The organism is Citrobacter enshiensis (assembly GCF_029338175.1).
GTDB lineage: Bacteria > Pseudomonadota > Gammaproteobacteria > Enterobacterales > Enterobacteriaceae > Citrobacter_D > Citrobacter_D enshiensis.
Genome location: NZ_CP119862.1, coordinates 300833 through 327270, shown reverse-complemented (window position 1 = coordinate 327270; position 26438 = coordinate 300833). Strand labels below are relative to the sequence as shown.

General features: G+C 54.0%; 19 protein-coding genes. 12 read left to right on the top strand and 7 right to left on the bottom strand.

The window, feature by feature from the left end:
• The first annotated feature begins 116 nt into the window (after window positions 1–116).
• From greB to feoC, 5 genes are all read left to right on the top strand, one after another.
• Window positions 117–590: a transcription elongation factor GreB gene (gene greB / locus P2W74_RS01450; protein WP_192610720.1), complete on the top strand. Its 474-nt coding sequence runs from the start codon at window positions 117–119 to the stop codon at window positions 588–590.
• Window positions 591–687: 97 nt separating this feature from the next.
• Complete coding sequence (locus tag P2W74_RS01445; protein WP_276293633.1) at window positions 688–3021, top strand: Tex family protein; 2334 nt, start codon at window positions 688–690, stop codon at window positions 3019–3021.
• A 488-nt stretch (window positions 3022–3509) separates the two neighbouring features.
• Complete coding sequence (gene feoA, locus P2W74_RS01440) at window positions 3510–3737, top strand: ferrous iron transporter A (RefSeq protein ID WP_162380549.1); 228 nt, start codon at window positions 3510–3512, stop codon at window positions 3735–3737.
• 18 nt (window positions 3738–3755) lie between these two features.
• Entirely contained in the window at window positions 3756–6074 is a 2319-nt protein-coding gene (gene feoB / locus P2W74_RS01435) for a Fe(2+) transporter permease subunit FeoB (RefSeq protein ID WP_276293632.1), read from the top strand.
• An 11-nt stretch (window positions 6075–6085) separates the two neighbouring features.
• On the top strand, window positions 6086–6322 hold the full coding sequence (feoC, locus tag P2W74_RS01430) for a [Fe-S]-dependent transcriptional repressor FeoC (RefSeq protein WP_276293631.1): 237 nt from the start codon (window positions 6086–6088) through the stop codon (window positions 6320–6322).
• Between the two features lie 51 nt (window positions 6323–6373).
• Here feoC and bioH read toward each other — a convergent pair whose 3' ends face one another.
• A complete protein-coding gene (gene bioH / locus P2W74_RS01425) occupies window positions 6374–7144 on the bottom strand; it encodes a pimeloyl-ACP methyl ester esterase BioH (RefSeq protein ID WP_276293630.1) in 771 nt (256 codons plus the stop codon).
• A gap of 37 nt (window positions 7145–7181) precedes the next feature.
• Here bioH and gntX point away from each other — a divergent pair, with 37 nt between their 5' ends.
• The 3 genes from gntX (at window position 7182) to gntT (ending at window position 10128) form a co-directional block, all read left to right on the top strand.
• A complete protein-coding gene (gntX, locus tag P2W74_RS01420; RefSeq protein ID WP_276293629.1) occupies window positions 7182–7865 on the top strand; it encodes a DNA utilization protein GntX in 684 nt (227 codons plus the stop codon).
• Window positions 7866–7923: 58 nt separating this feature from the next.
• On the top strand, window positions 7924–8499 hold the full coding sequence (gene nfuA / locus P2W74_RS01415; protein ID WP_271444015.1) for a Fe-S biogenesis protein NfuA: 576 nt from the start codon (window positions 7924–7926) through the stop codon (window positions 8497–8499).
• Window positions 8500–8811: 312 nt separating this feature from the next.
• A complete protein-coding gene (gene gntT / locus P2W74_RS01410; protein WP_203359719.1) occupies window positions 8812–10128 on the top strand; it encodes a gluconate transporter in 1317 nt (438 codons plus the stop codon).
• Window positions 10129–10318: 190 nt separating this feature from the next.
• On the opposite strand, the gene malQ is transcribed toward gntT, so the two are convergent.
• Together malQ and malP are read right to left on the bottom strand one after the other, a co-directional pair.
• The gene (gene malQ, locus P2W74_RS01405) at window positions 10319–12406 is read right to left on the bottom strand and encodes a 4-alpha-glucanotransferase (RefSeq protein WP_276293628.1); all 2088 of its coding nucleotides are present in this window, start codon (window positions 12404–12406) and stop codon (window positions 10319–10321) included.
• Between the two features lie 9 nt (window positions 12407–12415).
• Window positions 12416–14809 (bottom strand): maltodextrin phosphorylase, encoded by a 2394-nt coding sequence (malP, locus tag P2W74_RS01400; protein ID WP_276293627.1) that lies wholly within the window; start codon window positions 14807–14809, stop codon window positions 12416–12418.
• 631 nt (window positions 14810–15440) lie between these two features.
• On the opposite strand from malP, the gene malT reads away from it, so the two are divergent.
• Complete coding sequence (gene malT, locus P2W74_RS01395; RefSeq protein WP_276293626.1) at window positions 15441–18146, top strand: HTH-type transcriptional regulator MalT; 2706 nt, start codon at window positions 15441–15443, stop codon at window positions 18144–18146.
• A 55-nt stretch (window positions 18147–18201) separates the two neighbouring features.
• On the opposite strand, the gene P2W74_RS01390 is transcribed toward malT, so the two are convergent.
• The 3 genes from P2W74_RS01390 to glpE are packed head-to-tail and all read right to left on the bottom strand — an operon-like array spanning window position 18202 to window position 20180.
• The gene (locus P2W74_RS01390; protein ID WP_162383311.1) at window positions 18202–18960 is read right to left on the bottom strand and encodes a DeoR/GlpR family transcriptional regulator; all 759 of its coding nucleotides are present in this window, start codon (window positions 18958–18960) and stop codon (window positions 18202–18204) included.
• Between the two features lie 18 nt (window positions 18961–18978).
• Window positions 18979–19809 (bottom strand): rhomboid family intramembrane serine protease GlpG, encoded by an 831-nt coding sequence (gene glpG / locus P2W74_RS01385; protein ID WP_276293625.1) that lies wholly within the window; start codon window positions 19807–19809, stop codon window positions 18979–18981.
• Window positions 19810–19853: 44 nt separating this feature from the next.
• Complete coding sequence (glpE, locus tag P2W74_RS01380) at window positions 19854–20180, bottom strand: thiosulfate sulfurtransferase GlpE (protein WP_203359714.1); 327 nt, start codon at window positions 20178–20180, stop codon at window positions 19854–19856.
• Between the two features lie 188 nt (window positions 20181–20368).
• Here glpE and glpD point away from each other — a divergent pair, with 188 nt between their 5' ends.
• Window positions 20369–21877 carry a glycerol-3-phosphate dehydrogenase gene (glpD, locus tag P2W74_RS01375; RefSeq protein WP_276293624.1) on the top strand — a complete coding sequence of 503 codons (1509 nt, stop codon included), beginning with the start codon at window positions 20369–20371 and terminating at the stop codon, window positions 21875–21877.
• Window positions 21878–21920: 43 nt separating this feature from the next.
• On the opposite strand, the gene P2W74_RS01370 is transcribed toward glpD, so the two are convergent.
• Window positions 21921–23033, bottom strand: coding sequence for a glycerol dehydrogenase (locus P2W74_RS01370; protein WP_276293623.1), 1113 nt, complete (start codon window positions 23031–23033; stop codon window positions 21921–21923).
• 339 nt (window positions 23034–23372) lie between these two features.
• Between P2W74_RS01370 and P2W74_RS01365 the strand changes: the two genes are divergently transcribed.
• Together P2W74_RS01365 and ilvD are read left to right on the top strand one after the other, a co-directional pair.
• Complete coding sequence (locus P2W74_RS01365; RefSeq protein ID WP_276293622.1) at window positions 23373–24704, top strand: MFS transporter; 1332 nt, start codon at window positions 23373–23375, stop codon at window positions 24702–24704.
• Window positions 24701–26416 carry a dihydroxy-acid dehydratase gene (gene ilvD, locus P2W74_RS01360; protein WP_276293621.1) on the top strand — a complete coding sequence of 572 codons (1716 nt, stop codon included), beginning with the start codon at window positions 24701–24703 and terminating at the stop codon, window positions 26414–26416. The genes P2W74_RS01365 and ilvD overlap by 4 nt, the downstream gene beginning before the upstream one ends.
• The last annotated feature ends 22 nt before the right edge of the window (window positions 26417–26438 follow it).

Below are 26438 nucleotides of genomic sequence, written 5' to 3'. Positions count from 1 at the left end.
TATTTAACAGCAGCTTAAGTATACAATGAAACTTGCGGCACATTATTTATTCTGTTGATTACGTCGCGTAATACTAATTGTGCGCATAATCACAGCGTCGAAGGTAAATCAATAAGATGAAAACGCCCCTGATTACCCGGGAAGGGTACGAAAAACTCAAACAAGAGCTAAATTATCTCTGGCGTGAAGAGCGCCCTGAAGTCACCAAAAAAGTGACCTGGGCCGCAAGTCTTGGCGACCGCAGCGAGAATGCCGACTACCAGTATAATAAAAAGCGACTGCGTGAGATCGACCGCCGCGTCCGTTATCTCACCAAATGCATGGAAAATCTCAAAATTGTCGACTACTCCCCGCAGCAGGAAGGCAAAGTGTTCTTCGGCGCATGGGTGGAAATCGAAAATGACGACGGTGATACCCGTCGCTTCCGTATCGTCGGTTATGATGAAATTTTCGGCCGTAAGGATTACATCTCTATCGACTCACCGATGGCGCGCGCGTTGTTGAAAAAAGAGGTGGGCGATCTCGCCGTGGTGAACACGCCTGCGGGAGAAGCGAGCTGGTACGTTAATACGATCGAATACGTAAAATGAGCAGGAACAATCCGAAGCCCCTGTGGATGACTGGCATTTTTGCCAGTCAGTCCGTATAACTATTCCCTGATTTTTACTCAGTAGATGAAGCCAATCCATGATGAATGATTCTTTCTGCCGCATTATTGCGGGCGAAATTCAGGCACGCGCCGAACAGGTAGAAGCTGCCGTTCGCCTGCTTGACGAAGGGAACACCGTGCCGTTTATCGCACGTTATCGTAAGGAAATCACCGGCGGTCTGGATGATACGCAACTGCGTAACCTGGAAACGCGTCTGGGGTATTTACGCGAACTGGAAGACAGACGTCAGTCGATCCTCAAATCTATTTCCGAGCAAGGCAAACTGACCGATGAGCTGGCAAATGCCATCAACGGTACGTTAAGTAAGACCGAACTCGAAGATCTCTATCTGCCTTATAAACCGAAGCGCCGTACCCGTGGGCAAATCGCCATCGAAGCAGGCCTTGAGCCGCTGGCCGACCTGCTGTGGACCGCCCCGTCTAACGACCCGGAAACAGAAGCCGCCAAATATATCGATGCCGAAAAAGGCGTGGCTGACACCAAAGCAGCGCTCGACGGAGCGCGTTACATCCTGATGGAGCGTTTTGCCGAAGATGCCGCTCTGCTGGCGAAAGTGCGTGATTATTTGTGGAAAAACGCCCACATCGTGGCGACCGTAGTGGCAGGCAAAGAGGAAGAAGGCGCGAAATTCCGCGACTATTTCGACCATCACGAACCGATCTCCTCCGTTCCGTCTCACCGCGCGCTGGCGATGTTCCGCGGTCGTAACGAAGGCGTATTACAGCTCTCACTGAATGCCGATCCGCAGTTCGATGAGCCGCCGAAAGAGAGCCACGGCGAACAGATTATCCAGGACCACCTCGGCCTGCGCCTGAACAACGCCCCGGCGGACAGCTGGCGCAAAGGTGTAGTGAGCTGGACATGGCGTATTAAAGTGCTGATGCACCTCGAAACCGAGCTGATGGGAACCGTGCGCGAGCGCGCGGAGGATGAAGCGATTAACGTCTTCGCCCGTAACCTGCACGATCTGCTGATGGCAGCGCCTGCCGGTCTGCGCGCCACCATGGGTCTCGATCCGGGTCTGCGTACCGGCGTGAAGGTCGCCGTTGTTGACGGTACCGGTAAACTGGTCGCCACCGACACCATTTACCCGCATACCGGTCAGGCAGCCAAAGCCGCCGTCGCGGTTGCCGCGCTGTGCGAAAAATACAACGTTGAGCTGGTCGCCATCGGCAACGGCACCGCATCGCGCGAAACGGAGCGTTTCTTCCTCGACGTACAGAAACAGTTCCCGAAAGTGACCGCCCAGAAGGTGATTGTCAGCGAAGCCGGCGCATCCGTTTACTCGGCTTCCGAACTGGCGGCACTGGAGTTCCCGGACCTCGACGTTTCGCTGCGCGGTGCGGTTTCTATCGCCCGACGTCTGCAAGATCCGCTGGCCGAACTGGTAAAAATCGATCCGAAATCCATCGGTGTAGGCCAGTACCAGCATGACGTCAGCCAGACTCAGCTCGCCCGTAAACTGGACGCCGTGGTCGAAGACTGCGTAAACGCCGTCGGCGTCGATCTGAACACGGCTTCCGTGCCGCTGTTAACCCGCGTGGCAGGTCTGACCCGGATGATGGCGCAAAATATCGTGAGCTGGCGCGATGAGAACGGCCAGTTCCAGAACCGCCAACAGTTGCTGAAAGTGAGCCGTCTGGGGCCAAAAGCCTTTGAACAGTGTGCGGGCTTCCTGCGTATCAACCATGGCGATAACCCGCTGGATGCTTCCACCGTTCACCCGGAAGCGTACCCCATCGTCGAACGCATTCTGGCCGCCACCGAACAGTCATTGCGCGACCTGATGGGCAACAGCAGCGAGTTGCGTAACCTGAAAGCGTCTGACTTTACTGACGAACGCTTCGGGGTGCCGACCGTCACCGATATCATCAAAGAGCTGGAAAAACCGGGTCGCGACCCGCGTCCGGAGTTTAAAACCGCTCAGTTTGCCGATGGTGTGGAGACCATGAACGATCTGCTGCCTGGCATGATCCTGGAAGGCGCAGTCACCAACGTGACTAACTTTGGCGCATTTGTGGATATCGGCGTCCATCAGGACGGTCTGGTGCATATCTCTTCCCTGTCGAACAAGTTCGTTGAAGATCCCCATACCGTGGTGAAAGCGGGCGACATCGTTAAAGTGAAGGTGCTGGAAGTAGACCTGCAACGTAAGCGTATTGCCCTGACCATGCGTCTGGACGAACAGCCAGGTGAAACTAACGCCCGTCGCAGTAGTGGCAGCAATGAACGTGCCCAGGGCAATCGCCCGGCGGCAAAAGCGGCGAAACCGCGCGGTCACGACGCTCAACCTTCCGGTAACAGCGCCATGATGGACGCGCTGGCCGCAGCGATGGGTAAAAAACGCTAACGCCGGTTTTGTTTGCGTCTTCCTGCTTCTGGCACGGCTCTCGTGCCAGAAGCAGCATTCCGTTTTTCTCAGATTCTCAACGTTTCGCCCCTTTCTTCCCGACAAGCAAATCCATTTACGGTTTAACAATTAACGTCTGCAGAATGAATCTGTTAATTAATTTCATCAGGTGAGGATGACACTATTAATTATCACATCGTTAACATATAAAACGTTAATTAAACATTAAGAGGGTTAATTATTGCCGAAGGGCATTACCTGTCCGTAAGGGGAATAAATGTTGAGCCATATCAAGATTGGTTCAATTTATTATACAAAACCACATTCGGTCACATTTTAAGTATTGATGATAGAAACCATTCTCATTATCATTGTACTGTTGATTATTTAATCTTTCCTTCGTTGGCTAATCATCTGGTCTCATGCCCTCCGCTTTAGCGCACCGCATGAGGTAAACATCCAGTTAGCGAGAAACAAAGTAGGCCCCTATGCAATTCACTCCAGACACTGCGTGGAAAATTACCGGCTTTGCCCGTGAAATCAGTCCGGCGTACCGTCAAAAACTGCTTTCCCTCGGCATGCTGCCCGGCTCCTCTTTTAATGTGGTGCGCGTTGCGCCCTTAGGCGACCCTATTCATATCGAAACGCGTCGTGTTAGCCTGGTATTGCGTAAAAAAGATCTGGCCTTATTAGAAGTGGAAGCGGTTTCCTGTTAATACAGTGAGTCTATAAAAATGAAAAAATTAACCATTGGTTTAATTGGCAATCCAAATTCCGGCAAGACAACCTTATTTAACCAGCTCACCGGTGCGCGTCAGCGCGTGGGCAACTGGGCTGGCGTTACCGTCGAACGTAAAGAGGGTCAGTTCGCCACGACCGATAACCAGGTCACGCTGGTCGATTTACCCGGCACCTATTCGCTGACCACCATTTCGTCGCAAACCTCGCTTGATGAGCAAATTGCTTGCCATTACATTCTGAGCGGCGACGCTGACCTGCTGATCAACGTGGTCGATGCCTCTAACCTTGAGCGTAACCTCTACCTGACGTTACAACTGCTTGAATTAGGCATTCCCTGCATTGTCGCACTCAACATGCTGGATATTGCTGAAAAACAGCAGATCCGTATTGATATTGATGCCCTTTCCGCACGCCTTGGCTGTCCGGTCGTACCGCTGGTTTCCACGCGGGGTCGCGGGATTGAAGCGCTGAAATTAGCCATCGACCGCCATCAGGCAAATGACAGCGTTGAGCTGGTGCATTATGCCCAACCGCTGTTACGTGAAGCCCATTCGCTGGCTGATGCGATGTCCCCGGATATGCCGTTGCAACAGCGCCGCTGGCTCGGTCTGCAGATGCTGGAAGGTGATATCTATAGCCGCGCGTATGCCGGTGACGCCGCGCAACGTCTTGACGCCTCAATAACTCGCTTAAGCGAAACGATGGAAGACCCGGCGCTGCACATCGCCGACGCGCGTTACCAGTGTATCGCCGCCATCTGCGACGTGGTGAGCAATACGCTGACCGCCGAACCCAGCCGTTTCACCACGGCGGTGGATAAAATCATCCTTAACCGCTTCCTCGGCCTGCCGATTTTCCTGTTCGTCATGTACCTGATGTTCCTGCTTGCCATTAACATCGGTGGTGCTTTACAGCCGCTGTTTGACGTCGGCTCGGTCGCACTGTTTGTGCATGGTATCCAGTGGATTGGCTACACCCTTCACTTCCCGGAGTGGTTAACTATTTTCCTGGCCCAGGGCCTTGGCGGTGGGATCAACACCGTTCTGCCGCTGGTGCCGCAGATCGGGATGATGTACTTGTTCCTCTCGTTCCTTGAAGACTCCGGTTACATGGCGCGCGCAGCGTTTGTGATGGACCGGTTGATGCAAGCGCTGGGGCTACCGGGTAAGTCATTTGTACCGCTGATTGTGGGCTTTGGTTGCAACGTACCCTCGGTGATGGGCGCGCGTACCCTGGATGCGCCGCGTGAACGCCTGATGACCATCATGATGGCGCCGTTTATGTCCTGCGGCGCACGTCTGGCGATTTTTGCGGTCTTTGCCGCCGCGTTCTTTGGTCAGAATGGCGCGCTGGCGGTCTTCTCACTTTACGTGCTCGGTATTGTGATGGCGGTGTTGACCGGCCTGATGCTCAAACACACCATCATGCGTGGCGAAGCCTCTCCGTTTGTTATGGAACTGCCGGTCTACCATGTTCCGCACATTAAGAGTCTGGTCATTCAAACCTGGCAGCGCCTGAAAGGCTTCGTCCTGCGCGCCGGTAAAGTGATCATCATCGTCAGTATTTTCCTCAGTGCCTTTAACAGCTTCTCCCTGAACGGGAAAATCGTCGACAACATCAACGACTCTGCTCTCGCTTCCGTGAGCCGCGTGATCACCCCCATCTTTAAACCGATTGGCGTTCATGAAGATAACTGGCAGGCAACGGTAGGGCTGTTTACCGGTGCAATGGCGAAAGAGGTCGTGGTCGGTACACTCAACACGCTCTACACCGCAGAAAACATCCAGGAAGAGGAGTTCAACCCCGCAGAGTTCAACCTCGGTGACGAGTTGATGGGCGCGGTAGACGAAACCTGGCAGAGCCTGAAAGATACCTTCAGCCTCAGCGTACTGGCGAACCCGATTGAAGCCAGCAAAGGCGACGGCGAAATGGCGACAGGCGCAATGGGCGTGATGGGCGCCAAATTCGGTAGCGCGGCAGCAGCCTACAGCTATCTGATTTTCGTCCTGCTGTATGTACCGTGCATCTCGGTGATGGGCGCTATTTCTCGTGAATCCAGTCGCGGCTGGATGGGCTTCTCCATTCTGTGGGGTCTGAACATCGCCTACTCACTGTCGACGTTGTTTTATCAGGTGGCCAGCTACAGCCAGCACCCGACCTACAGTCTGGTCTGCATTCTGGCGGTCATCCTGTTCAACATTGTGGTGCTGGGTCTGTTGCGTCGCGCCCGTAGCCGTGTGGATATCGAATTGCTGGCTACGCGTAAAACGGCAAGTTCCTGCTGCGCCAGCTCAACGGGCGACTGCCACTAAGGCGGCGAATAATGGCTTCACTTATTCAGGTTCGTGATTTACTGGCACTGCGGGGACGGATGGAGGCTAAGCAAATTAGCCACACACTTAATACCCCGCAACCCATGATTGATGCGATGCTGAGTCAACTGGAGAACATGGGTAAAGCCGTGCGCATTCAGGAGGACGCCGACGGGTGCCTCTCCGGAAGTTGTAAGAGCTGCCCGGAGGGGAAAGCGTGTCTGCGCGAGTGGTGGTCGCTACGGTAGCCCACCGCACAAGGCCCGGCGAAAATCACATCGCCGGGCAACACGCTGCGGTTACAGCTTATCCTTCACGGCGATTAACGCCTGACAAAACGCATCAGGATGCGAGATAAACGGCGCATGTGCCGCTTTCGCAAAGACTTCAGACTCACTTTCCGGCCATAACGCGTCCAGCATCGGAACCACTTTACGCGGCACCAGACCATCCAGATAACCGTACAGACGCAAAAACGGCATGGTCAGTGCTTTTAGCTGCTCACGGAGATCGGCGGTTTTGAGGATTTCCAGACCGCCGTTCAGCACCTCGACCTCCGGCATGGGCAGCGCCAGTACGGCCTTTTTCAAGGCCCGCGCATCCTGACGCGCCGTCTCCGTTCCCAGCGTTTGCAGCGCCAGAAAACGCTCCACCGTACGCTGGAAGTCTTCACTCAGTTGCTGTTGAAAACCGGCTAAAATTTCCGGTTTGATGCCCGGCCACGCTTCATGAGCGCTAAAACGTGGTGATGAGGCAACGGTAACCAACGCCTGAACACGTTCAGGATGCGTTAACGCCACCTGACTGGCGACCAATCCGCCCAGACTCCAGCCGAGCCAAACGGCTTTATCCGGCGCCTGTTTCAGCACGCATTCCGCCATGGCCTCGAGCGTCATTGCGCCAAATCCCTGACTCCGGCCAAAACCCGGTAAGTCAACGAGATGCAGGGTGAAATGCGAAGCCAGTTCCGCGCTTATGCAATGCCAGACTTCTGCGTTCAATCCCCATCCGTGCAGCAGCACAAGATGACAATTTCCCTGACCTTCGGTCTGCCACCAGATGTCATTCATCAGTTACTGTTCTCTTTTAGCTAACAAGGATGCGCATATGCTAACAGTACCGGGTTTATGCTGGCTATGCCGAATGCCGCTGGCGCTCGGTCATTGGGGAATTTGTTCGGTATGCGCACAGTCGGTACGCTGCCGCGTTTGCCTGTGCCCGCAGTGCGGTTTACCGGCCACACATGCCACTCTCCCCTGTGGGCGCTGTCTGCAAAAAACGCCCCCCTGGCAACGGCTGGTCACCGTTAGCGACTATGCCCCGCCACTGAGTTCGCTTATCCACCAGCTTAAATTTTCCCGCCGCTGTGAAATTGCCGTCGCCCTTTCACGTCTGCTATTGCAGGAGGTATTACTGGCGCGCCGCACCACTGGTCTCCGGTTACCTGACCGGATAGTCAGCGTACCGCTTTGGCAGCGCCGCCACTGGCGCAGGGGATTTAACCAAACCGACCTCTTATGCCGCCCGCTGGCGCGCTGGCTGGGATGCGCCTGGGATAGTCAGTCCGTGACGCGGGTCCGGGCGACGGCCACCCAGCACCATCTCAGCGCCAGATTACGCAAACGTAACCTGAAAAACGCATTTCGCCTTGAATTGCCGGTGCGGGGACTCCATATGGTTGTTGTGGATGATGTCGTCACTACCGGAAGTACCGTCGCGGAGATCGCGCAACTGCTTTTACGCAACGGCGCAGCGACTGTCCAGGTATGGTGCCTGTGTCGAACCTTGTAGAGCCTCGATGATGGGCGTATTATAACCAACTAAAATAGTCAACTATTAGGCCATTACTATGATCCATATTTCCGAGGCTGCACAAGCGCACTTTGCCAAACTGCTGGCAAATCAGGAAGAAGGGACACAAATCCGCGTATTTGTGATCAATCCCGGTACGCCTAACGCTGAGTGTGGCGTTTCTTATTGTCCGCCGGACGCCGTGGAAGCAACCGACACCGCCATCAAATTTGACCTGCTCACTGCCTATGTCGATGAGCTGAGCGCGCCGTATCTGGAAGATGCCGAAATTGATTTTGTGACCGACCAGCTAGGTTCTCAGCTGACGCTGAAAGCGCCAAACGCGAAAATGCGTAAAGTTGCTGATGATGCGCCGCTGATGGAGCGCGTGGAATACGCAATCCAGTCGCAGATCAACCCACAGCTGGCGGGCCACGGCGGCCGCGTGACGCTGATGGAGATCACCGACGAAGGCTACGCCATTCTGCAGTTTGGCGGCGGCTGTAACGGCTGTTCTATGGTCGATGTCACCCTGAAAGAAGGCATCGAAAAACAGCTGCTGAACGAGTTCCCTGAACTGAAAGGCGTTCGCGACCTGACCGAACACCAGCGCGGTGAGCACTCTTACTACTAAGAGCCTGCCTTTGCCCGGTGACGCCATGCTCACCGGGCCTGTATTTGCCTTCTCCTTCCTGAAAGATCCGACCTCATAACATGACCTGCGTCTCATAATTCAAATTTTGCCTGCCTGGGTGATTCTCAACTCATACATGTTACCCGTATCATTCGTATGGGCACCTAACCACCCCATAACAGCCGACTAAACTAAAGAGTTTCGAAGGCACTCAGTACTGGTGCCGCTACGGTTCTGTTCCCCGTTGGGAAAACCGGATTTTGTCATCTAAACACTGACGTTACCCATAACAAAGTAAAGGCCAGGTAAATCATGCCATTAGTCATCGTTGCTATCGGTGTCATCTTGTTACTTCTTCTGATGATCCGCTTCAAAATGAACGGATTTATCGCTCTCGTCCTGGTAGCGCTTGCAGTCGGTCTGATGCAAGGCATGCCGTTGGTTAAAGTGATTAGCTCCATCAAGGCTGGTGTTGGTGGAACCCTGGGCAGCCTCGCCCTGATTATGGGTTTCGGCGCCATGTTGGGCAAAATGCTGGCAGATTGTGGCGGCGCGCAGCGTATCGCCACCACGTTGATTGCCAAATTTGGTAAAAAACACATCCAGTGGGCTGTCGTGTTAACCGGCTTCACCGTGGGTTTTGCCCTGTTCTACGAAGTGGGCTTCGTGCTGATGCTGCCGCTGGTGTTCACCATCGCTGCTGCTGCCAATATCCCACTGCTGTTTGTCGGCGTACCGATGGCGGCCGCGCTTTCTGTAACCCACGGCTTCCTGCCGCCGCACCCGGGCCCAACGGCCATTGCGACCATTTTCCATGCAGATATGGGTAAAACCCTGCTGTTCGGTACCATTCTGGCAATCCCAACCGTTATCCTGGCCGGTCCTGTTTTTGCTCGCTGCCTGAAAGGTATCGACAAACCAATTCCGGAAGGTCTGTACAGCGCCAAAACCTTTACTGAAGAAGAGATGCCTGGCTTCGGCGTCAGCGTCTGGACTTCCCTGGTACCGGTGATCCTGATGGCGTTCCGCGCCGTTGCAGAGATGAGCCTGCCTAAAGGTCACCCTTTCCTGGCTGTCGCAGAATTCCTCGGCGACCCGGTTATGGCGACGCTGATTGCGGTCCTGATTGCGATGTTCACCTTCGGTCTGAACCGTGGTCGTTCAATGGATCAGATTAACGAGACTCTGTCCTCTTCCATCAAAATCATTGCCATGATGCTGTTGATCATCGGCGGTGGCGGTGCGTTCAAACAGGTTCTGGTTGATAGCGGCGTTGATAAGTACATCGCCTCTATGATGCACGAAACCAACATCTCCCCGATTCTGATGGCGTGGTCTATCGCTGCCGTCCTGCGTATCGCGCTGGGTTCAGCGACAGTTGCCGCCATTACTGCGGGTGGTATCGTGGCACCGCTGATTGCCACCACTGGCGTCAGCCCGGAACTGATGGTTATTGCCGTAGGTTCTGGTAGCGTGATTTTCTCCCACGTGAACGATCCAGGCTTCTGGCTGTTCAAAGAGTATTTCAACCTGACCATCGGCGAGACCATCAAATCATGGTCCATGCTGGAAACCATTATCTCTGTCTGCGGCCTGGTAGGGTGTCTGCTGCTGGGTATGGTGGTTTAACACCGCACGTTCCAGACAAAAAAAACCGGGGAAATCCCCGGTTTTTTTATGCTTAGCGTTCACCGTGTCGCGTAGCGTCATCAGACGTGGTGCGGCACATTGCCGGATGGCGCCTGGTCTACAACGACGTCGCTCAGCCTGCGTTACAGATAAGAAAACGCCGGGTAAGTAAGCCCCGGCGTTTTGGTTGTTACTTCTTCTTCGTTGCCGCTTTTCGCCGCTTATCCAAATCCTTAATCAGCTTGTTCACCTCATCATCGGCAAACATCTCTTCAAGGGTGGTCGCCAGTTTACGCCGCCAGTTCTTGTACTGTTCGCTGGTACCCGGAATGTTGACCGGCTCCGCCATGTCCAGCCAGTCTTCCGGCTGCAACCCCAGCAGCGCGCTATTACTGTCTGCAATATAACGCTGCAGGCCACGATTGAGCGTCGACGTCATCGACATCAGCGATGCCTTATGCCCTGCGCGTTTTGGCAAGCAGCCATACTTGTGCAACGCATCCAGCAGCCCTTGTTTTGCCTGCTCGCGATCCTGATACAACTCACGCAGGACTGTCTCATCCGGGTAGAGTCCCAGCGTTTTGCCAAGCGTCAGATCGCCGCTGTCCCAATAGCCACGCAGCGTAGGAAGGTCATGCGTCGTCGCGACAGCCATTGATTGTTCCGGGTACGCTTTCGGCGCACGGAAGGTCTTCTCATGGTCATTTTCAAAATAGAGGACTTTGTAAGAATAGACGCCGCTATTGCGCAATTTGCTGACGATCTCCACCGGCACGGTACCCAAATCTTCGCCAATCACCATACAGTGATTACGTTGACTTTCCAGCGCCAGAATGGAGAGCAGATCGTCCACCGGATAATGAACATAAGCGCCATGATCTGCCGTTTCACCGTAGGGGATCCACCACAAACGCAGCATCGACATCACATGGTCGATACGCAGCGCGCCGCAGTTTTGCATATTGGCGCGCAGTAACTCGATAAACGGCTCATAGGCACGCGCCGTGATAATGTGGGGATCCATTGGCGGCAATCCCCAGTTCTGACCGAGCGGGCCGAGGATATCCGGCGGCGCGCCGACAGAGGCTTTCAGACAATATAGCTCACGGTCACACCAGGTTTCCGCACCGCCTTGTGCGACGCCCACGGCCAGATCACGATACAGGCCAATCGGCATGTCGAATCCCTGACTGGTTTGCCAACAGGCGGCGAATTGGGTATACGCCAGCCACTGCAGCCAGAGATAGAAATCCACCTCATCCCGATGCGCTTCGCAGAACTGTTTGACTTGCACAGAGTCCACCGACTGATACGCCTGCGGCCACACCGGCCAGCCCCAGCGCAATTTGTCCTCTTTCACCTGATAAGCATGCAGTGCGTCGAACGCGGCCTGCCAGTACAGGCTTTCGCCTTCCTGTTCGACAAAGTGACGAAACTCAGCCATTTGCTCGTCATCACGAGCTGCGAAACCAGGCCATGCCATACGCAGCGCCGTCATTTTCAGCGCCGTCACGGCGGTGTAATCCACCCATTCAGCGTCCCGCGCACGTTGCAGCGTCTGTTGAGTTTCCGGCATCTGCCACCAGGCCTGCGCCTCTTCGCTCTGGCGGAAGTCTTCTACTGCATTCACATCAATGTAAATAACATTCAGCCAGCGGCGTGAAGAAGGGCTGTACGGACTGGCGCTTTCGGGATTCGCCGGATAGAGCGCATGAATGGGATTCAATCCAATGAAGGAACCGCCGCGTTTCGCCACGTCTACCAGCATGGCCTTGAGATCGCCAAAATCGCCAATCCCCCAGTTACGCTCTGAACGCAGGGTGTAGAGTTGCACACATGCACCCCACAGCTTTTGGCCCGTCAGCAGCGCCTGAGGTTCGTAGCAGCGCTTCGGCGCCACAATGATCCGGCAGTGCGAACGCTGTTCGCCCTGGGTTAATGTCAGCGTGTGATAGCCCTCCGGCAGCTTTGCCGGAAGATGAAATGCTTTGCCGCCCGTGGCGTGCCCTTTGTGCTGCGCCCCCTCTTCGGTGGTCAGTATCCAGGTAAACTCCCCACTCCCTTCGACCGCCAGCGGCATCTTTTTGCCTGCGGTATACACCATCACATTTGGCACGGGAGTCACCGCCACCTTCGTGGCGGCGGTGGTGCGATGCATGGCGTCAAGCAAACGCCGTTTGGTTTCGGCGCCAATCGACTGCGGTTTACCGTGGGCATTGATATAATTGGGGCTGATCCCCGCCGCTAACGCGGCATTGTCCAGACGTTTGCTTTCCATCGCGTTTCCTTAGCGTTTTGCCTGCCAGATACGGGTCTGATAATCACGGATGGAACGATCCGAGCTGAACATGCCGCAACGCGCCGTATTCAGAATCGCCGCACGGGTCCAGGCTTCCTGGTCGCGATACAGCACATCGACCTGCTTTTGCGCCTCAACGTAGGCAGCAAAGTCCGCCATTACCAGATACGGGTCACCGCCCTGCTTGCCCATGCTGTGCAGCATCTGGTCAAACGCGTGCTTATCGCCGCCGCTGTACTTCCCGCTTTCCAGCTCTTTGAGTACCGCATCCAGCACTTTGTCTTTTTTACGCCATTTCACCGGGTCGTAACCTTTGGCTTTCAGCGCTTTCACCTCTTCCACGGTATGACCAAAAATAAAGATGTTCTCATCGCCCACCTTCTCGGCGATTTCGACGTTCGCCCCGTCCAGCGTACCGACGGTCAGCGCACCGTTCAGCGCCAGCTTCATATTGCCGGTGCCGGACGCTTCCTTACCGGCCGTCGAGATCTGCTCGGAGATATCCGCCGCCGGGATCAGCATTTCCGCCGCCGAGACACAGTAATCCGGCAGGAAGACCACTTTCAGTTTGTCACCCACTTTCGGATCGTTATTGACAGCTTCCGCCACCTTGTTGATCGCAAAGATAATGTTCTTCGCCAGGTAGTAGCCCGGCGCCGCTTTCGCGCCAAACAGGAACACGCGCGGCACACGGTCTGCTTTCGGGTTCTCGCGGATCTCTTTGTAGAGGGCCAGAATATGCAGCAGGTTCAGATGCTGACGTTTGTATTCGTGCAGGCGCTTAATCTGGATATCAAAAATCGCCTGCGGGTTAATTTCAATCCCGGTACGCACCTTCACAAACTCGGCCAGACGGTCTTTGTTCGCCTGTTTAATCTCGCGATACGTCTGACGAAATTTCGCGTCGTCGGCAAATTTTTCCAGGTTGATCAGTTGATCGAGATCGTTGGCCCACTCTTTCTTCAGCGATTTGTCGAGCAGCGCGGCAAGTTGAGGGTTGCACTGCTTGATCCAGCGGCGTGGCGTAATACCGTTGGTCACGTTATGGAATTTGTTCGGCCACAGCTGGTGATATTCCGGGAAGAGATCTTTCACCACCAGATCCGAGTGCAGCGCGGCCACGCCGTTGACCGCAAAGCCACTCACCACACACATGTTCGCCATGCGCACCTGTTTGTCGTGAACCACCGCCAGTTTCGCCCACACCGCTTTGTCGCCCGGCCAGGTTTTATCCACCAGCGTCTTAAAGCGGTCATTAATCTCTTTGATGATCTGCATATGACGCGGCAGCAGCGCTTTCACCAGTTTCTCATCCCAGCACTCAAGCGCTTCCGGCATCAGCGTGTGGTTGGTGTAAGCGAAGGTTTTGCTGGTGATCGCCCACGCATCGTCCCAGCTCATCTGGTGCTCGTCGAGCAGCACGCGCAGCAGTTCAGGAATGGCGATAGTCGGGTGGGTGTCGTTCAGTTGAATCACTTCGAAATCGGCCAGCTCATGCAGCTTGCGGCCCGCCAGGTGATGGCGACGCAGAATGTCAGCCACGGAGCAGGCGCACTGGAAGTACTGCTGCATCAGGCGCAGTTTTTTGCCTGCGGTGTGGTTGTCATTCGGATAAAGCACTTTCGTCAGTTTTTCCGCGTCGATGCCCTGCTGCTCCGCACGCAGGAAATCGCCATCGTTAAATTTGGTCAGATTAAATGGATGTGCATGGGTCGCCTGCCACAGACGTAGCGGTTGCGCTATCCCATTGCGGTAGCCAAGCACCGGCAAATCCCACGCCTGACCGGTGATCACAAAGCCCGGCTCCCAGAGGCCGTCTTTGCTCACCTTGCCGCCAATGCCGACCTGAACATCCAGTGATTCGTTATGGCGAAACCAGGGGTAACTGCCGCGATGCCAGTCATCGGGCGCTTCCATTTGCTGCCCATCAGCAAAAGACTGACGGAACAGGCCGTACTGGTAATTCAGGCCATAGCCTGTCGCGGACTGGCCCACGGTGGCCATCGAGTCAAGGAAGCACGCCGCCAGACGCCCCAGACCGCCGTTACCCAGCGCCGGATCAACTTCTTCTTCCAGCAGGTCGCTCAGGTTGATGTCGTGTGCTTTCAACGCTTCGCTCACCTCCTGATACCAGCCCAGGTTAAGCAGGTTGTTACCTGTCAGACGGCCAATCAGAAACTCCATCGAGATGTAGTTAACGTGGCGCTGATTTTTCGCCGGTTTTGCCACGGGTTGCGCGCTGAGTAACTCAGCCAGTGCGCCGCTAACAGCCTGCCACCATTGACGAGGCGTCATCTCTGCAGCCGACAGTAAACCGAAACGCTGCCACTGACGCGTCAGGGCAGCCTGAAATTGCTCTTTATTGAAGGTAGGCTGTGACATAGGAATTCCGGGTCCTCAGGTAATAAAACAACGTTATTGCTAGTTTGCCTGGCTCGTTGTTGACCTTCCTCCTCCCACCGGGGATTAGGCGGGGAGGAGTAGTGGGGATGAGCATAAAAGTGTGATCGCCGCCACTTTACGATAGTGCGATGACCCGTCAATGCTCAGAATGACCACACAGATCCCTGCAAGCCATATATTGTTTTACGCATTATCGAAGGGAATAAACAGAGGCTATAAAAAATTGTGGAATATCATTTAGAAAGAACATGTAAATACAGAAATAGTTTCTAACCTAAAATAACCCTCTGGGTTATCATTTTTTCGTAAATGTTTATTCGTCACGCAGGAAAAATGACGATTTTCATTAAAATCCATTTAACCTTACAGAAGCTGCGACACTCTCTGGCACAAGCAAAACCAGGCACCAATCCAGTCCCCACGCACATTCAGACGATAAAAAAGAGTTTCCAATCAGAGATATTTAAATTTGTGACAGAGTGCAAATTCAGAAGCACAAAAAGTCCACTTAACTTGCATTAAACCGGTTTCTGTCCGACCTTATATCTATTAATTACGAAGCGCAAAAAAAATCGTTTTTCCCCATTTCCTCACAGTGAAGTGATTAACTATGTTGATTCCGTCTAAATTAAGTCGTCCGGTTCGACTCGACCATACCGTGGTTCGTGAGCGCCTGCTGGCTAAACTTTCCGGCGCGAACAATTTCAGGTTAGCCCTAATCACAAGTCCTGCTGGTTACGGGAAAACCACGCTCATTTCACAATGGGCGGCCGGAAAAAATGAGTTAGGTTGGTTCTCACTGGATGAAGGTGACAATCAGCAAGAGCGATTTGCCAGCTACCTGATTGCCGCCATCCAGCAAGCGACTGGCGGGCACTGCTCTACCAGTGAAGTGATGGTACAAAAGCGCCAATACGCCAGCCTGACGTCACTTTTTGCCCAGCTGTTTATTGAACTGGCAGAGTGGCATCGCCCGCTGTATCTGGTCGTTGACGATTACCACCTCATCTCTAACCCGGTTATCCATGAGTCGATGCGCTTCTTCCTGCGCCATCAGCCAGAAAACCTCACGCTGGTGGTACTGTCGCGCAACTTACCGCAGTTGGGCATCGCTAATCTGCGCGTACGCGATCAGCTCCTGGAAATAGGCAGTCAGCAATTAGCCTTCAACCACCAGGAAGCCAAACAGTTTTTTGACCGTCGTTTATCTTCCCCGATTGAAGCCGCTGAAAGCAGTCGGATGTGTGATGACGTCGCAGGCTGGGCAACGGCGCTACAGCTTATTGCTCTTTCCGCCCGCCAGAACAATAGCCCCGCTCACCAGTCGGCACGCCGCCTGGCAGGGATCAACGCCAGCCACTTGTCTGATTATCTGGTGGATGAAGTGCTGGACAGCGTTGATGTCGCCACCCGTCACTTCCTGTTAAAAAGCGCCGTTCTACGCTCCATGAACGACGCGCTCATCGCCCGTGTTACCGGCGAAGAAAACGGCCAAATGCGCCTCGAAGAGATTGAGCGCCAGGGTCTGTTCCTGCAACGGATGGATGACACCGGCGAATGGTTTAGTTATCACCCGCTGTTTGGCAACTTTTTACGTCAGCGTTGCCAGTGGGAACTGGCGACCGAACTGCCGGAAATTCACCGCGCCGCCGCCGAAAGCTGGATGGCGCAAGGGTTCCCCAGCGAGGCCATTCACCATGCGCTGGCGGCTGGCGACGCGCATATGCTGCGCGACATCCTGCTTAACCATGCGTGGGGTCTGTTCAACCACAGTGAACTGGCGTTACTGGAAGAGTCACTGAAAGCGCTGCCGTGGGAAAGCCTGCTGGAAAATCCACGACTGGTGCTGCTGCAAGCCTGGCTGATGCAAAGCCAACACCGTTACAGCGAGGTCAATACGCTGCTGGCGCGTGCCGAACAAGAGATCAACGGCGTCATGGACGGCACGCTGCACGCGGAGTTTAACGCGCTGCGCGCGCAGGTGGCGATCAACGACGGCAACCCGGATGAAGCAGAACGGCTGGCAAAGCTGGCGCTGGATGAATTGCCGATTGCCTGGTTCTATAGCCGGATTGTCGCCACTTCCGTACACGGTGAAGTTCTGCACTGTAAAGGCGATCTTGCCCGTTCTCTGTCATTGATGCAGCAAACGGAGCAAATGGCGCGTCACCATGATGTCTGGCACTACGCGCTGTGGAGCCTTATCCAACAAAGTGAAATTCTGTTTGCCCAGGGCTTCCTGCAAGCGGCCTGGGAAACGCAAGAGAAAGCGTTCCAGTTGATCAAAGATCAGCACCTGGAACAGTTGCCGATGCACGAATTCCTGGTGCGCATTCGCGCGCAACTCCTGTGGGCGTGGGCACGTCTGGATGAGGCTGAAGCCTCAGCCCGTAGCGGCATTGATGTGCTCTCCGGCTTCCAGCCGCAGCAACAGTTGCAGTGTCTGGCGCTCCTTGTGCAATGCTCGCTGGCGCGCGGCGATCTGGATAATGCCCGTAGCCAGTTGAACCGGCTGGAAAACCTGCTGGGCAACGGCCAATATCACAGTGACTGGATCTCTAATGCGGATAAAGTCCGGGTGATTTACTGGCAGATGACGGGCGATAAAAAATCGGCCGCTCACTGGCTGCGACACACGCCAAAACCGGCGTTTGCCAACAACCACTTCCTGCAAAGCCAGTGGCGCAATATCGCCAGGGTACAGATCCTGCTAGGCGATTTTGAACCCGCAGAAATTGTGCTGGAAGAGCTGAACGAAAATGCACGTAGTCTGCGTCTGATGAGCGACCTGAACCGCAACCTGTTGCTGCTCAATCAACTGTACTGGCAGGCCGGGCGTAAAAACGACGCCCAGCGCGTGCTGCTTGAGGCGCTGCAACTGGCGAATCGCACCGGTTTTATCAGCCATTTTGTGATTGAGGGGGAAGCGATGGCACAGCAACTACGCCAGTTGCTTCAGCTCAACACGCTGCCGGAACTCGATCAACACCGTGCACAGCGTATCCTGCGGGAGATTAACCAGCATCACCGACATAAGTTCGCCCATTTTGACGAGGGTTTCGTTGAGCGTCTGCTCACGCATCCGGAGGTGCCGGAGCTGATCCGCACCAGCCCGCTCACACAACGTGAATGGCAGGTTCTGGGGCTTATCTATTCCGGTTACAGCAATGAACAAATCGCCGGTGAGCTGGCGGTCGCTGCAACCACCATCAAAACGCACATTCGCAACCTGTATCAGAAACTTGGCGTCGCACACCGGCAGGATGCGGTGCAGCACGCGCAGCAATTGTTGAAGATGATGGGTTATGGGGTGTAACTCAGGATCGTCGCATTAATGCTTATGGGGCCTACGCGTTTGTAGGCCCCACCTTTTAGCACAGCTCCAGCTGAATATGGTGCTCGGCAATCACCTGCATCACGCCAGCGGGCGGCATGGTATCGGTATAGACCGCATCGACCAGACTAATGCTGCCCATATTCACCATCGCATTACGACCAAACTTCGAGTGATCCACCACCAGCATGACGTGACGTGAATTCTCAATGATCGCGCGCTTGGTGCGCACTTCGTGATAATCAAACTCCAGCAATGAGCCGTCGCTATCGATGCCGCTGATCCCCAAAATGCCAAAGTCGAGGCGGAACTGGGAGATAAAATCGAGCGTTGCTTCGCCAATGATCCCGCCATCACGGCTGCGAAGCTCACCGCCGGCCAGAATAATGCGAAAATCCTCTTTCACCATCAGCGTGTTCGCCACGTTGAGGTTGTTGGTCACAATACGCAGATTGCTGTGATCCAGCAGCGCATGCGCGACCGCTTCCGGCGTGGTACCGATGTCGATAAACAGCGTGGAGCCATTCGGGATTTGCGTGGCGACTTTACGCGCAATACGCTCTTTTTCCGCCGTCTGTGTTGCTTTTCGATCGTGCCACGGCGTGTTCACGGAACTCGAAGGCAGCGCCGCCCCACCGTGGTGGCGCAGAATCAGGTTTTGATCGGCCAGATCGTTGAGATCGCGGCGAATCGTCTGCGGGCTGACGGAGAAATGCTCCACCAGCTCTTCGGTGCTGACGTATCCCTGTTTTTTTACCAGTTCAATGATCGCGTCATGTCGTTGTGTTTGTTTCATTCTGATTCCCTGGAATTTCTATGTTCGTTTTCGCACATTAACCGTATCAGCCAATGCCATTGCCAAACCTACCGCCAGCCCGGCGATGTGTGCGCCATTCGCCATCGACATCCCAAACACGTCAAACCAGCCGGCTACTATCCAAATCAACGCAAAAATAATCAAACCACGCTGAAGGTATATGCCACTTTGCGGATCGCGTTCACCGCGCAGCCAGACATAACCCATCAATGCGTAAACAACACCCGAAAGCCCGCCAAACCACGGACCGCTAAATTTCTGCTGCACATAGCCGCTCAGCAGTGCGCTGATCACCGTAATGACAACCAGTTTGCCGCTGCCCAGACGCTTTTCGACCGCCCCGCCAAGGTACCACCACCACAGCAGGTTAAAGAGAATGTGCATCAGCGAGAAGTGCATAAACGCATGGGTGAAATAGCGCCAGAACTCATATTTCAGCGACGGGTCAAACGGCCAGGCCAGCCAAAGCATCACGTTCTGATCGCCCATGATGTTCATCGCGAGAAACACCAGGATGCATGCCGCCATGACAAGCCAAGTGACAGGGCCTGCCCGTTCACGCAGCGTGGCAATAAACGGGAAACGGCGGTAGTGGAGTCCGCTGTCGGTATGACCGGACTGCCAGCTCGCCGCCAGATAACGCGGATCGCCCGGATTTTCGAGAAATCGCGCCAGCTCAGCCTGTACGCGCTCAGCCTGGGATTCATCCGCCAGCCAGACGTCGCTTTGGTTATGTTGCTGAATCGTCAGGATAACGCCCTGCGTCGCCATATAATCAACAAATGCCTGCGCCACGCGGGGGTTAGCAAAAGAGGTAATCATCAACATCGTTGCTGTCGCTTAGTCCACACAAAAGAGGACAGTATAAAGGCTTACGAGCCGTATGCCACCTCTGAGGGAAAATGGCGGTGCCAGGCATCAAAGCCGCCATCAACACTGTAGACCGCGTCATAGCCCTGCTGGAGAAGATACTGCGCCGCCCCTTTGCTGCTATTGCCGTGGTAGCACATCACCATCACCACGCTATCAAAGTCATGCTCGCGCATAAACGTTCCTAACGTGTCATTGGTCAGATGAAACGCCTGCGGCGCATGTCCCATGGCATAGCTTTGCGGATCGCGGATATCGACCAGTACCGCTTTTCCGTGATGCAGTTTCTGGTGAGCTTCTTCTACGTTAATACATTCAAACTGATCCATAGACTCTCTTTTTTTCATTGCCGGCAACTCATTTTACCGCCCAGTGTACGTTCAGACGGCAGGTAAACACCATAATGTTATATGTATCACTCTAAAATGTTTTTTCGATGTTACCAATGGCGCGTTTCTTTGCTATTATGTTCGATAACGAACATTTTTGAGCTATAACGAAAGCGCAAGAGGGCAGCATGGAAACCAAAGATCTGATTGTGATAGGCGGGGGCATTAATGGTGCCGGTATCGCGGCAGACGCCGCTGGACGCGGTTTATCCGTGCTGATGCTGGAAGCGCAGGATTTAGCCTGCGCCACCTCCTCTGCCAGTTCTAAACTCATCCACGGTGGCTTGCGCTACCTGGAACACTACGAATTCCGCCTGGTCAGCGAAGCGCTGGCCGAGCGTGAAGTGTTGTTGAAAATGGCGCCGCATATCGCCTTCCCGATGCGTTTTCGTCTGCCGCACCGCCCGCACCTGCGTCCGGCATGGATGATCCGCGTAGGTCTATTTATGTACGATCACCTGGGCAAACGCACCAGTTTGCCGGGTTCAACCGGTTTGCGTTTTGGCGCAGATTCAGTGCTGAAACCCGAGATTGTGCGCGGTTTCGAATATTCTGACTGCTGGGTAGACGATGCGCGACTGGTTCTGGCAAACGCCCAAATGGTGGTCCGCAAAGGGGGTGAAGTATTAACCCGTACCCGCGCAACCTCCGCCCGCCGCGAAAACGGGTTGTGGGTAGTGGAAGCGGAAGACATCGATACCGGTAAAAAATACACCTGGCAGGCGCGTGGTCTGGTCAACGCAACTGGCCCGTGGGTGAAACAGTTCTTCGACGACGGCATGCATCTGCCTTCACCGTACGGTATCCGCCTGATCAAAGGCAGCCACATCGTGGTGCCGCGCGTCCACACGCAGAAGCAGGCCTACATCCTGCAAAACGAAGACAAACGCATTGTGTTTGTGATCCCCTGGATGGATGAGTTCTCGATCATCGGCACCACCGACGTTGAATATAACGGCGACCCGAAAGCGGTGAAAATTGACGAAAGTGAAATCAATTACCTGCTGAAGGTCTACAACGCGCACTTTAAGAAACAACTGGGGCGCGACGACATCGTCTGGACCTACTCTGGCGTACGCCCGCTGTGTGATGACGAATCCGATTCACCACAGGCCATCACGCGTGACTACACGCTGGATATTCATGACGAAAACGGCAAAGCCCCGCTGCTGTCGGTGTTTGGCGGTAAGCTGACCACCTACCGTAAGCTGGCCGAACACGCGGTGGAAAAACTGTCGTCTTACTATCAGGGTATTGGCCCGGCCTGGACCAAAGAGTGCATCCTGCCAGGCGGTGAGATTGGCAATGACCGTGAAGATTACGCAGCAAAACTGCGCCGTCGCTACCCTTTCCTGACGGAATCGCTGGCGCGCCACTACTCGCGCACTTACGGCAGCAACACGGAATGGATCCTGGGTGAAGCCACTTCGGTTGCGGACTTAGGTGAAGATTTCGGTCACGAATTCTACGAAGCGGAGCTGAAGTATCTGGTCGAGCACGAGTGGGTACGCCGCGCAGACGATGCGCTGTGGCGTCGCACCAAAGAAGGGATGTGGCTCAATGCCGAACAGCAGTCCCGCATCACCCAGTGGCTGGCGGAATACATGGATAAACGCCAACTGTCATTAGCGTCTTAATAAAATCACGCCCGTTAGAGAAATTCTATCGGGCGTTTTAGTCCTATCTGAGTGACTTCATTTTTCCTTTCCGGGATTGTCCAACCGCATCTGCGGCTCGTAATGCAGCCAGAACGGCTTCCGGTGTAATTTCGCACGGTTCATTATGCATAGTTTCTCCCGCCAGGCAGGCTGCCTGCGCCACCGCCAGTAGCTCTTCATCGCTGACATCAGCCAGACCAATGTCTGCCAGCGTTATCGGCAACCCCACGTCTTCACAGAACTGATAGACCTCTTCAATGAGTTCAGGTGCTCTGTCGGTTAACAACAGCATTGCCAGCGTGCCAAAGGCAACCTTTTCGCCGTGCCAGTACTGATGTGTTGCGGGAAGTACCGTTAAACCATTATGAATCGCATGCGCTGCCGCCAGTCCTCCGCTTTCAAAACCGATCCCGGATAAAAGGGTATTGGCTTCAATAACATGCTCCAGGGCTGGCGTAACCTGATGCTGCTCACAAGCCAGCTTTGCCAGATGGCCGTAGCGAATCAACGTGTTGTAACAGAAACGCGCCAGTTCAAAAGCAGTCATGGGTCCAGGACGGGATGTCATATTCCCGGCCCCTTTTATCCGACAATCTTCCGCTTCAAACCAGGTCGCCAGCGCATCCCCCATTCCGGAGATTAAAAAACGAACCGGGGCTGCGGCAATAATCGCACTGTCCACCAGCACCAGCGTAGGATTACGGGGGATCATCAGATAGCGTTTGAATTTACCTTCCGGTGTATAGATAACCACTAATGAACTGCAGGGGGCATCTGTTGAGGCAAGCGTGGGAACGACGACAATAGGAAGACGCAAACTGGCCCCTGTGGCTTTGGCGGTATCTAATGTTTTTCCACCGCCCATACCGACAATGACATCCGCCCCGGTTTGCTGCGCACGCGCAGAAATTCGAGCGATCTCTTCATCGCTGCATTCACTATTGAAAACCTCAATGTCAAAATCAACCACACCGCGAAGTGCCGACGCGAGAATATCCCGATACCCCTCATAAACGACAGGATCTTGTAAAATAAGCGCTTTATGACCTAAAGACGCAAGTTCCTGAGGCAAATGCGTTGTTAATGCCCCCTTCCCCTGAACATAGCGCGACGGAAATATTGCCGTTGTAACCATTCTAATTCTCCTTACAATTGAAGTTCTATATATAGAACATAAATTCCACAGGTAGAATTTATTGCAAAGCATCTAACGCACACAACCCGGAAATCAGAAGAAAGGTTCATCCTGTGAAGGGTGACACAGTTTTGCTATTACCCCGCAAAACTGGCCTGTTTTAAGCAAGGGGACGCATATCCAGCAGCCATTAACAGCAGGATATGAAGCAAATCACAAAACATAACCTTTCTTTAAGCATGGAATTGACGCTTAAAAAATATCCCCGCATAGTATTTATATACAGAACAATAGTTCTACATACAGAACAAATTAATTCTAATATAAAGGGATGCACTCATGAGCATTGAACTCGACAAACCGACAACGCGAGGACGCTGGCTACACATCATTCCAGCGACCATCCTCGTATATATCGTGGCTTACATGGACAGGACGAATATCGCTATTGGGATTGCGGGGGGGATGGAGGAAGACCTTGGCATGACCGCCTCTTTCGCCGGTCTGGTTGCAGGGATTTTCTTTATTGGATATATCTTTTTGCAAATTCCCGGCGGCCAAATCGCGGAACGATTAAGCGCCAAAAAATTAATCGCCTGGACAATCGTTGCATGGGGTGGATTTGCGCTGCTAACTGGCTTCGCACAGACCGCCACACAGTTGTTAATTATCCGCTTTGTCCTTGGCGTCGCTGAAGGCGCAGTCTATCCCGCTATCCTCGCGCTGATTGGCCACTGGTTCCCCAATGAAGAACGCGCCAGGGCGATTGCCTATTTCCAGATGAACCTTGCCGCGGCTTCTATTATCACCGGGCCACTTTCCGGCTGGTTAATCGAAACGTATGGCTGGCGAGAAATGTTTATTATCGAAGGCTTACTTTCCCTCGGCCTGCTCTTTGTCTGGTTGCCTTTGGTCTCTGACCATCCGCATCAGGCCAAATGGCTGGATCCCAAAGAACGTGCCTGGATCGAACAGAAATTACAGTCAGACCGTGCGCTTACTATCGGTGGAGAAACAAACAGTATCCGCAGTGTCCTGAGCAGTATTAATTTGTGGAAGCTGATCGGAATCTATTTCTTCGTGCAGGTCGGTTTCTACGGTTTTGCTCTCTGGATGCCTAATCTGATTAAACACCTGACAGGCAGCGGGATGACCATCGTCGGTTTGCTTACTGCTGCGCCTTACGTTTTGTGCATCGTCGGTCAGTATTACATTGCAAAATGGTGCGACAAAACGATGAACCGCCGCCTCTATACGGCAATTCCACTGCTGGGCTTTGCCGCCTGTCTCGCGCTCTCCTTAATGTTGAAAGATAACGTCTGGCTTGCCTACGGCATGATGGTCATTTGCGGCTTCTTCCTGCAGGCCTATGCGGGACCTTTCTGGACATTACCGCCGTTACTCTTCGCCCCCAATGTTCTGGGAGGTGTACGCGGCACAATCAACGCACTGGGCAACATCGGCGGCTTTATCGGTCCTTATCTGGTAGGACTGTTAACCGTCACGTTCTCACAAACGGCGGGGATGACGGTGCTGGTAGCCGCGTTGCTCATCGCTGTCGCGCTGCTTTTCAGTTTACCTTCTGTTACCGCCCGTCCTGCTGGCAGTAACAACACTCATCATGCACCGGCGCCTGATACGTCGCTCAAACAAGAAGGAATCGCCAAATGAGTCAGAAATGCCAACACGCCCGTGACCTGTGGTCACAGCTGGACGCCCTGCGTCTCGGGATGAACTACACGAAAGACGATGTTAATAAGCTGCAGGTTCTGGTAGATGACTGCTACGGCGAAAGTCATCCCGGCAGTTTTCATCTTAATCATCTGGGCGATGAAGCCGTTTTAGGCATCCATGAAAGCGGCGGTCGTGCCGTTCGTCATCATGTGACCGATATTTGCGATGGCTGGGGCCAGGGGCATGATGGGATGAACTATATTTTAGCCTCCCGTGAGGCTATCGCGAATATGGTCGAAATCCATGCTTCCGTCGTGCCCTATGACGCAGGCATCCTGATCTCAAGCTGCGATAAATCTATCCCGGCGCATCTGATCGCCGCCGCGCGCCTGAATTTACCGATGCTGCATATCCCCGGCGGCTCAATGCGCCCGGCCCCCAATATGAGTACCTCCGATCTTGGTGGTATTACTGCCAAACTCAAGAAAGGCGAGATAGGCATCCAGCAAGTGGAAGCCATGCAGCAGTGCGGTTGTCCTACAGCAGGCGCTTGTCAGTTTATGGGAACGGCCAGCACCATGCAGTGCATGTCTGAAGCGCTGGGGCTTGCCTTACCGGGGAGTGCATTGCTGCCTTCCACACTGGCGGAGATCCGTCGCATCGCGCGTAGCGCGGGTCATCAGGCGTTATATCTGGCAGAGAAAAATATCACGACGCATAAAATCCTCACGCCTGCTGCGTTTGAAAATGCCATTAAGGTGCATGCAGCCATCGGCGGCAGTACCAACGCCATGATCCATCTCCCGGCGATCGCGCATGAGTTAGGCTGGGAGCTCAAGCCTGAATTGTTTGACCAGATTAATAATGAGATCCCTTATCTCACCAATATTCAACCCAGCGGCCAGTACGTCACCGAAATGATGTGGTTCGCTGGCGGCGTACCAATGGTGCAATGGTATCTTCGCGACTATCTGGATCTGGATGTCCTGACGGTGACTGGCCGGACGCTGGGTGACAACCTGGAGATGCTCCATCAATCCGGCTTCTTTACCCGTAACCACGGATACCTCAGTAATTATAAAGTCAGTCCAGAAGAGGTTATTCGTAAACCGGAAAATGCCACCAAGAAAGGCTCGATTGCCGTGCTCAAAGGCAATATTGCGCCAGAAGGTGCGGTGATCAAATATGCGGCTTGTTCGCCAGATATGCACCACCATACAGGACCTGCACGCGTCTTCAATTCTGAAGAGGATGCGCAGCAAGCCATTATTCACAACCATATCGAACCGGGCGATGTCATTTTTATTCGTTATGAAGGCGCCAGGGGGTCTGGTGCACCAGAAATGCTCATGACAACAGACGCGATTGTTTACGACAAACGTCTTGATGGCAAAGTCGCACTGATTACCGATGGTCGTTTTTCTGGCGCCACCAGCGGACCGTGCGTCGGTCATGTTTCTCCGGAAGCGGCAGATGGCGGCCCCATCGCGCTTGTCGAAGACGGTGATCTCATCGAGATGGATGTCAAAGGGCGCAAGCTCAACATTGTTGGTATTAACGGTGAGTATAAAACGGAAGAGGAAATCCAGCGCTGTCTTGATGGTCGTCGGGCAAACTGGACGAAACCGGATTATTCACATCGCCGCGGCGTCTTTAAGCAATTTACAGCCAACGCAACGTCATTAATGGCGGGAGCCTGGATTAAATAACTTCCCTGGTGGGCTAAGTTAT

Coding starts and splice junctions, on each gene's coding strand:
- bioH (WP_276293630.1), bottom strand. CDS start 7,144: ATGAATGACATCTGGTGGCAGACCGAAGGTCAGGGAAATTGTCATCTT.
- feoB (WP_276293632.1), top strand. CDS start 3,756: ATGAAAAAATTAACCATTGGTTTAATTGGCAATCCAAATTCCGGCAAG.
- nfuA (WP_271444015.1), top strand. CDS start 7,924: ATGATCCATATTTCCGAGGCTGCACAAGCGCACTTTGCCAAACTGCTG.
- glpD (WP_276293624.1), top strand. CDS start 20,369: ATGGAAACCAAAGATCTGATTGTGATAGGCGGGGGCATTAATGGTGCC.
- malT (WP_276293626.1), top strand. CDS start 15,441: ATGTTGATTCCGTCTAAATTAAGTCGTCCGGTTCGACTCGACCATACC.
- glpG (WP_276293625.1), bottom strand. CDS start 19,809: ATGTTGATGATTACCTCTTTTGCTAACCCCCGCGTGGCGCAGGCATTT.
- malP (WP_276293627.1), bottom strand. CDS start 14,809: ATGTCACAGCCTACCTTCAATAAAGAGCAATTTCAGGCTGCCCTGACG.
- malQ (WP_276293628.1), bottom strand. CDS start 12,406: ATGGAAAGCAAACGTCTGGACAATGCCGCGTTAGCGGCGGGGATCAGC.
- ilvD (WP_276293621.1), top strand. CDS start 24,701: ATGAGTCAGAAATGCCAACACGCCCGTGACCTGTGGTCACAGCTGGAC.
- feoC (WP_276293631.1), top strand. CDS start 6,086: ATGGCTTCACTTATTCAGGTTCGTGATTTACTGGCACTGCGGGGACGG.
- glpE (WP_203359714.1), bottom strand. CDS start 20,180: ATGGATCAGTTTGAATGTATTAACGTAGAAGAAGCTCACCAGAAACTG.
- P2W74_RS01445 (WP_276293633.1), top strand. CDS start 688: ATGATGAATGATTCTTTCTGCCGCATTATTGCGGGCGAAATTCAGGCA.
- gntX (WP_276293629.1), top strand. CDS start 7,182: ATGCTAACAGTACCGGGTTTATGCTGGCTATGCCGAATGCCGCTGGCG.
- feoA (WP_162380549.1), top strand. CDS start 3,510: ATGCAATTCACTCCAGACACTGCGTGGAAAATTACCGGCTTTGCCCGT.
- P2W74_RS01365 (WP_276293622.1), top strand. CDS start 23,373: ATGAGCATTGAACTCGACAAACCGACAACGCGAGGACGCTGGCTACAC.
- P2W74_RS01370 (WP_276293623.1), bottom strand. CDS start 23,033: ATGGTTACAACGGCAATATTTCCGTCGCGCTATGTTCAGGGGAAGGGG.
- P2W74_RS01390 (WP_162383311.1), bottom strand. CDS start 18,960: ATGAAACAAACACAACGACATGACGCGATCATTGAACTGGTAAAAAAA.
- greB (WP_192610720.1), top strand. CDS start 117: ATGAAAACGCCCCTGATTACCCGGGAAGGGTACGAAAAACTCAAACAA.
- gntT (WP_203359719.1), top strand. CDS start 8,812: ATGCCATTAGTCATCGTTGCTATCGGTGTCATCTTGTTACTTCTTCTG.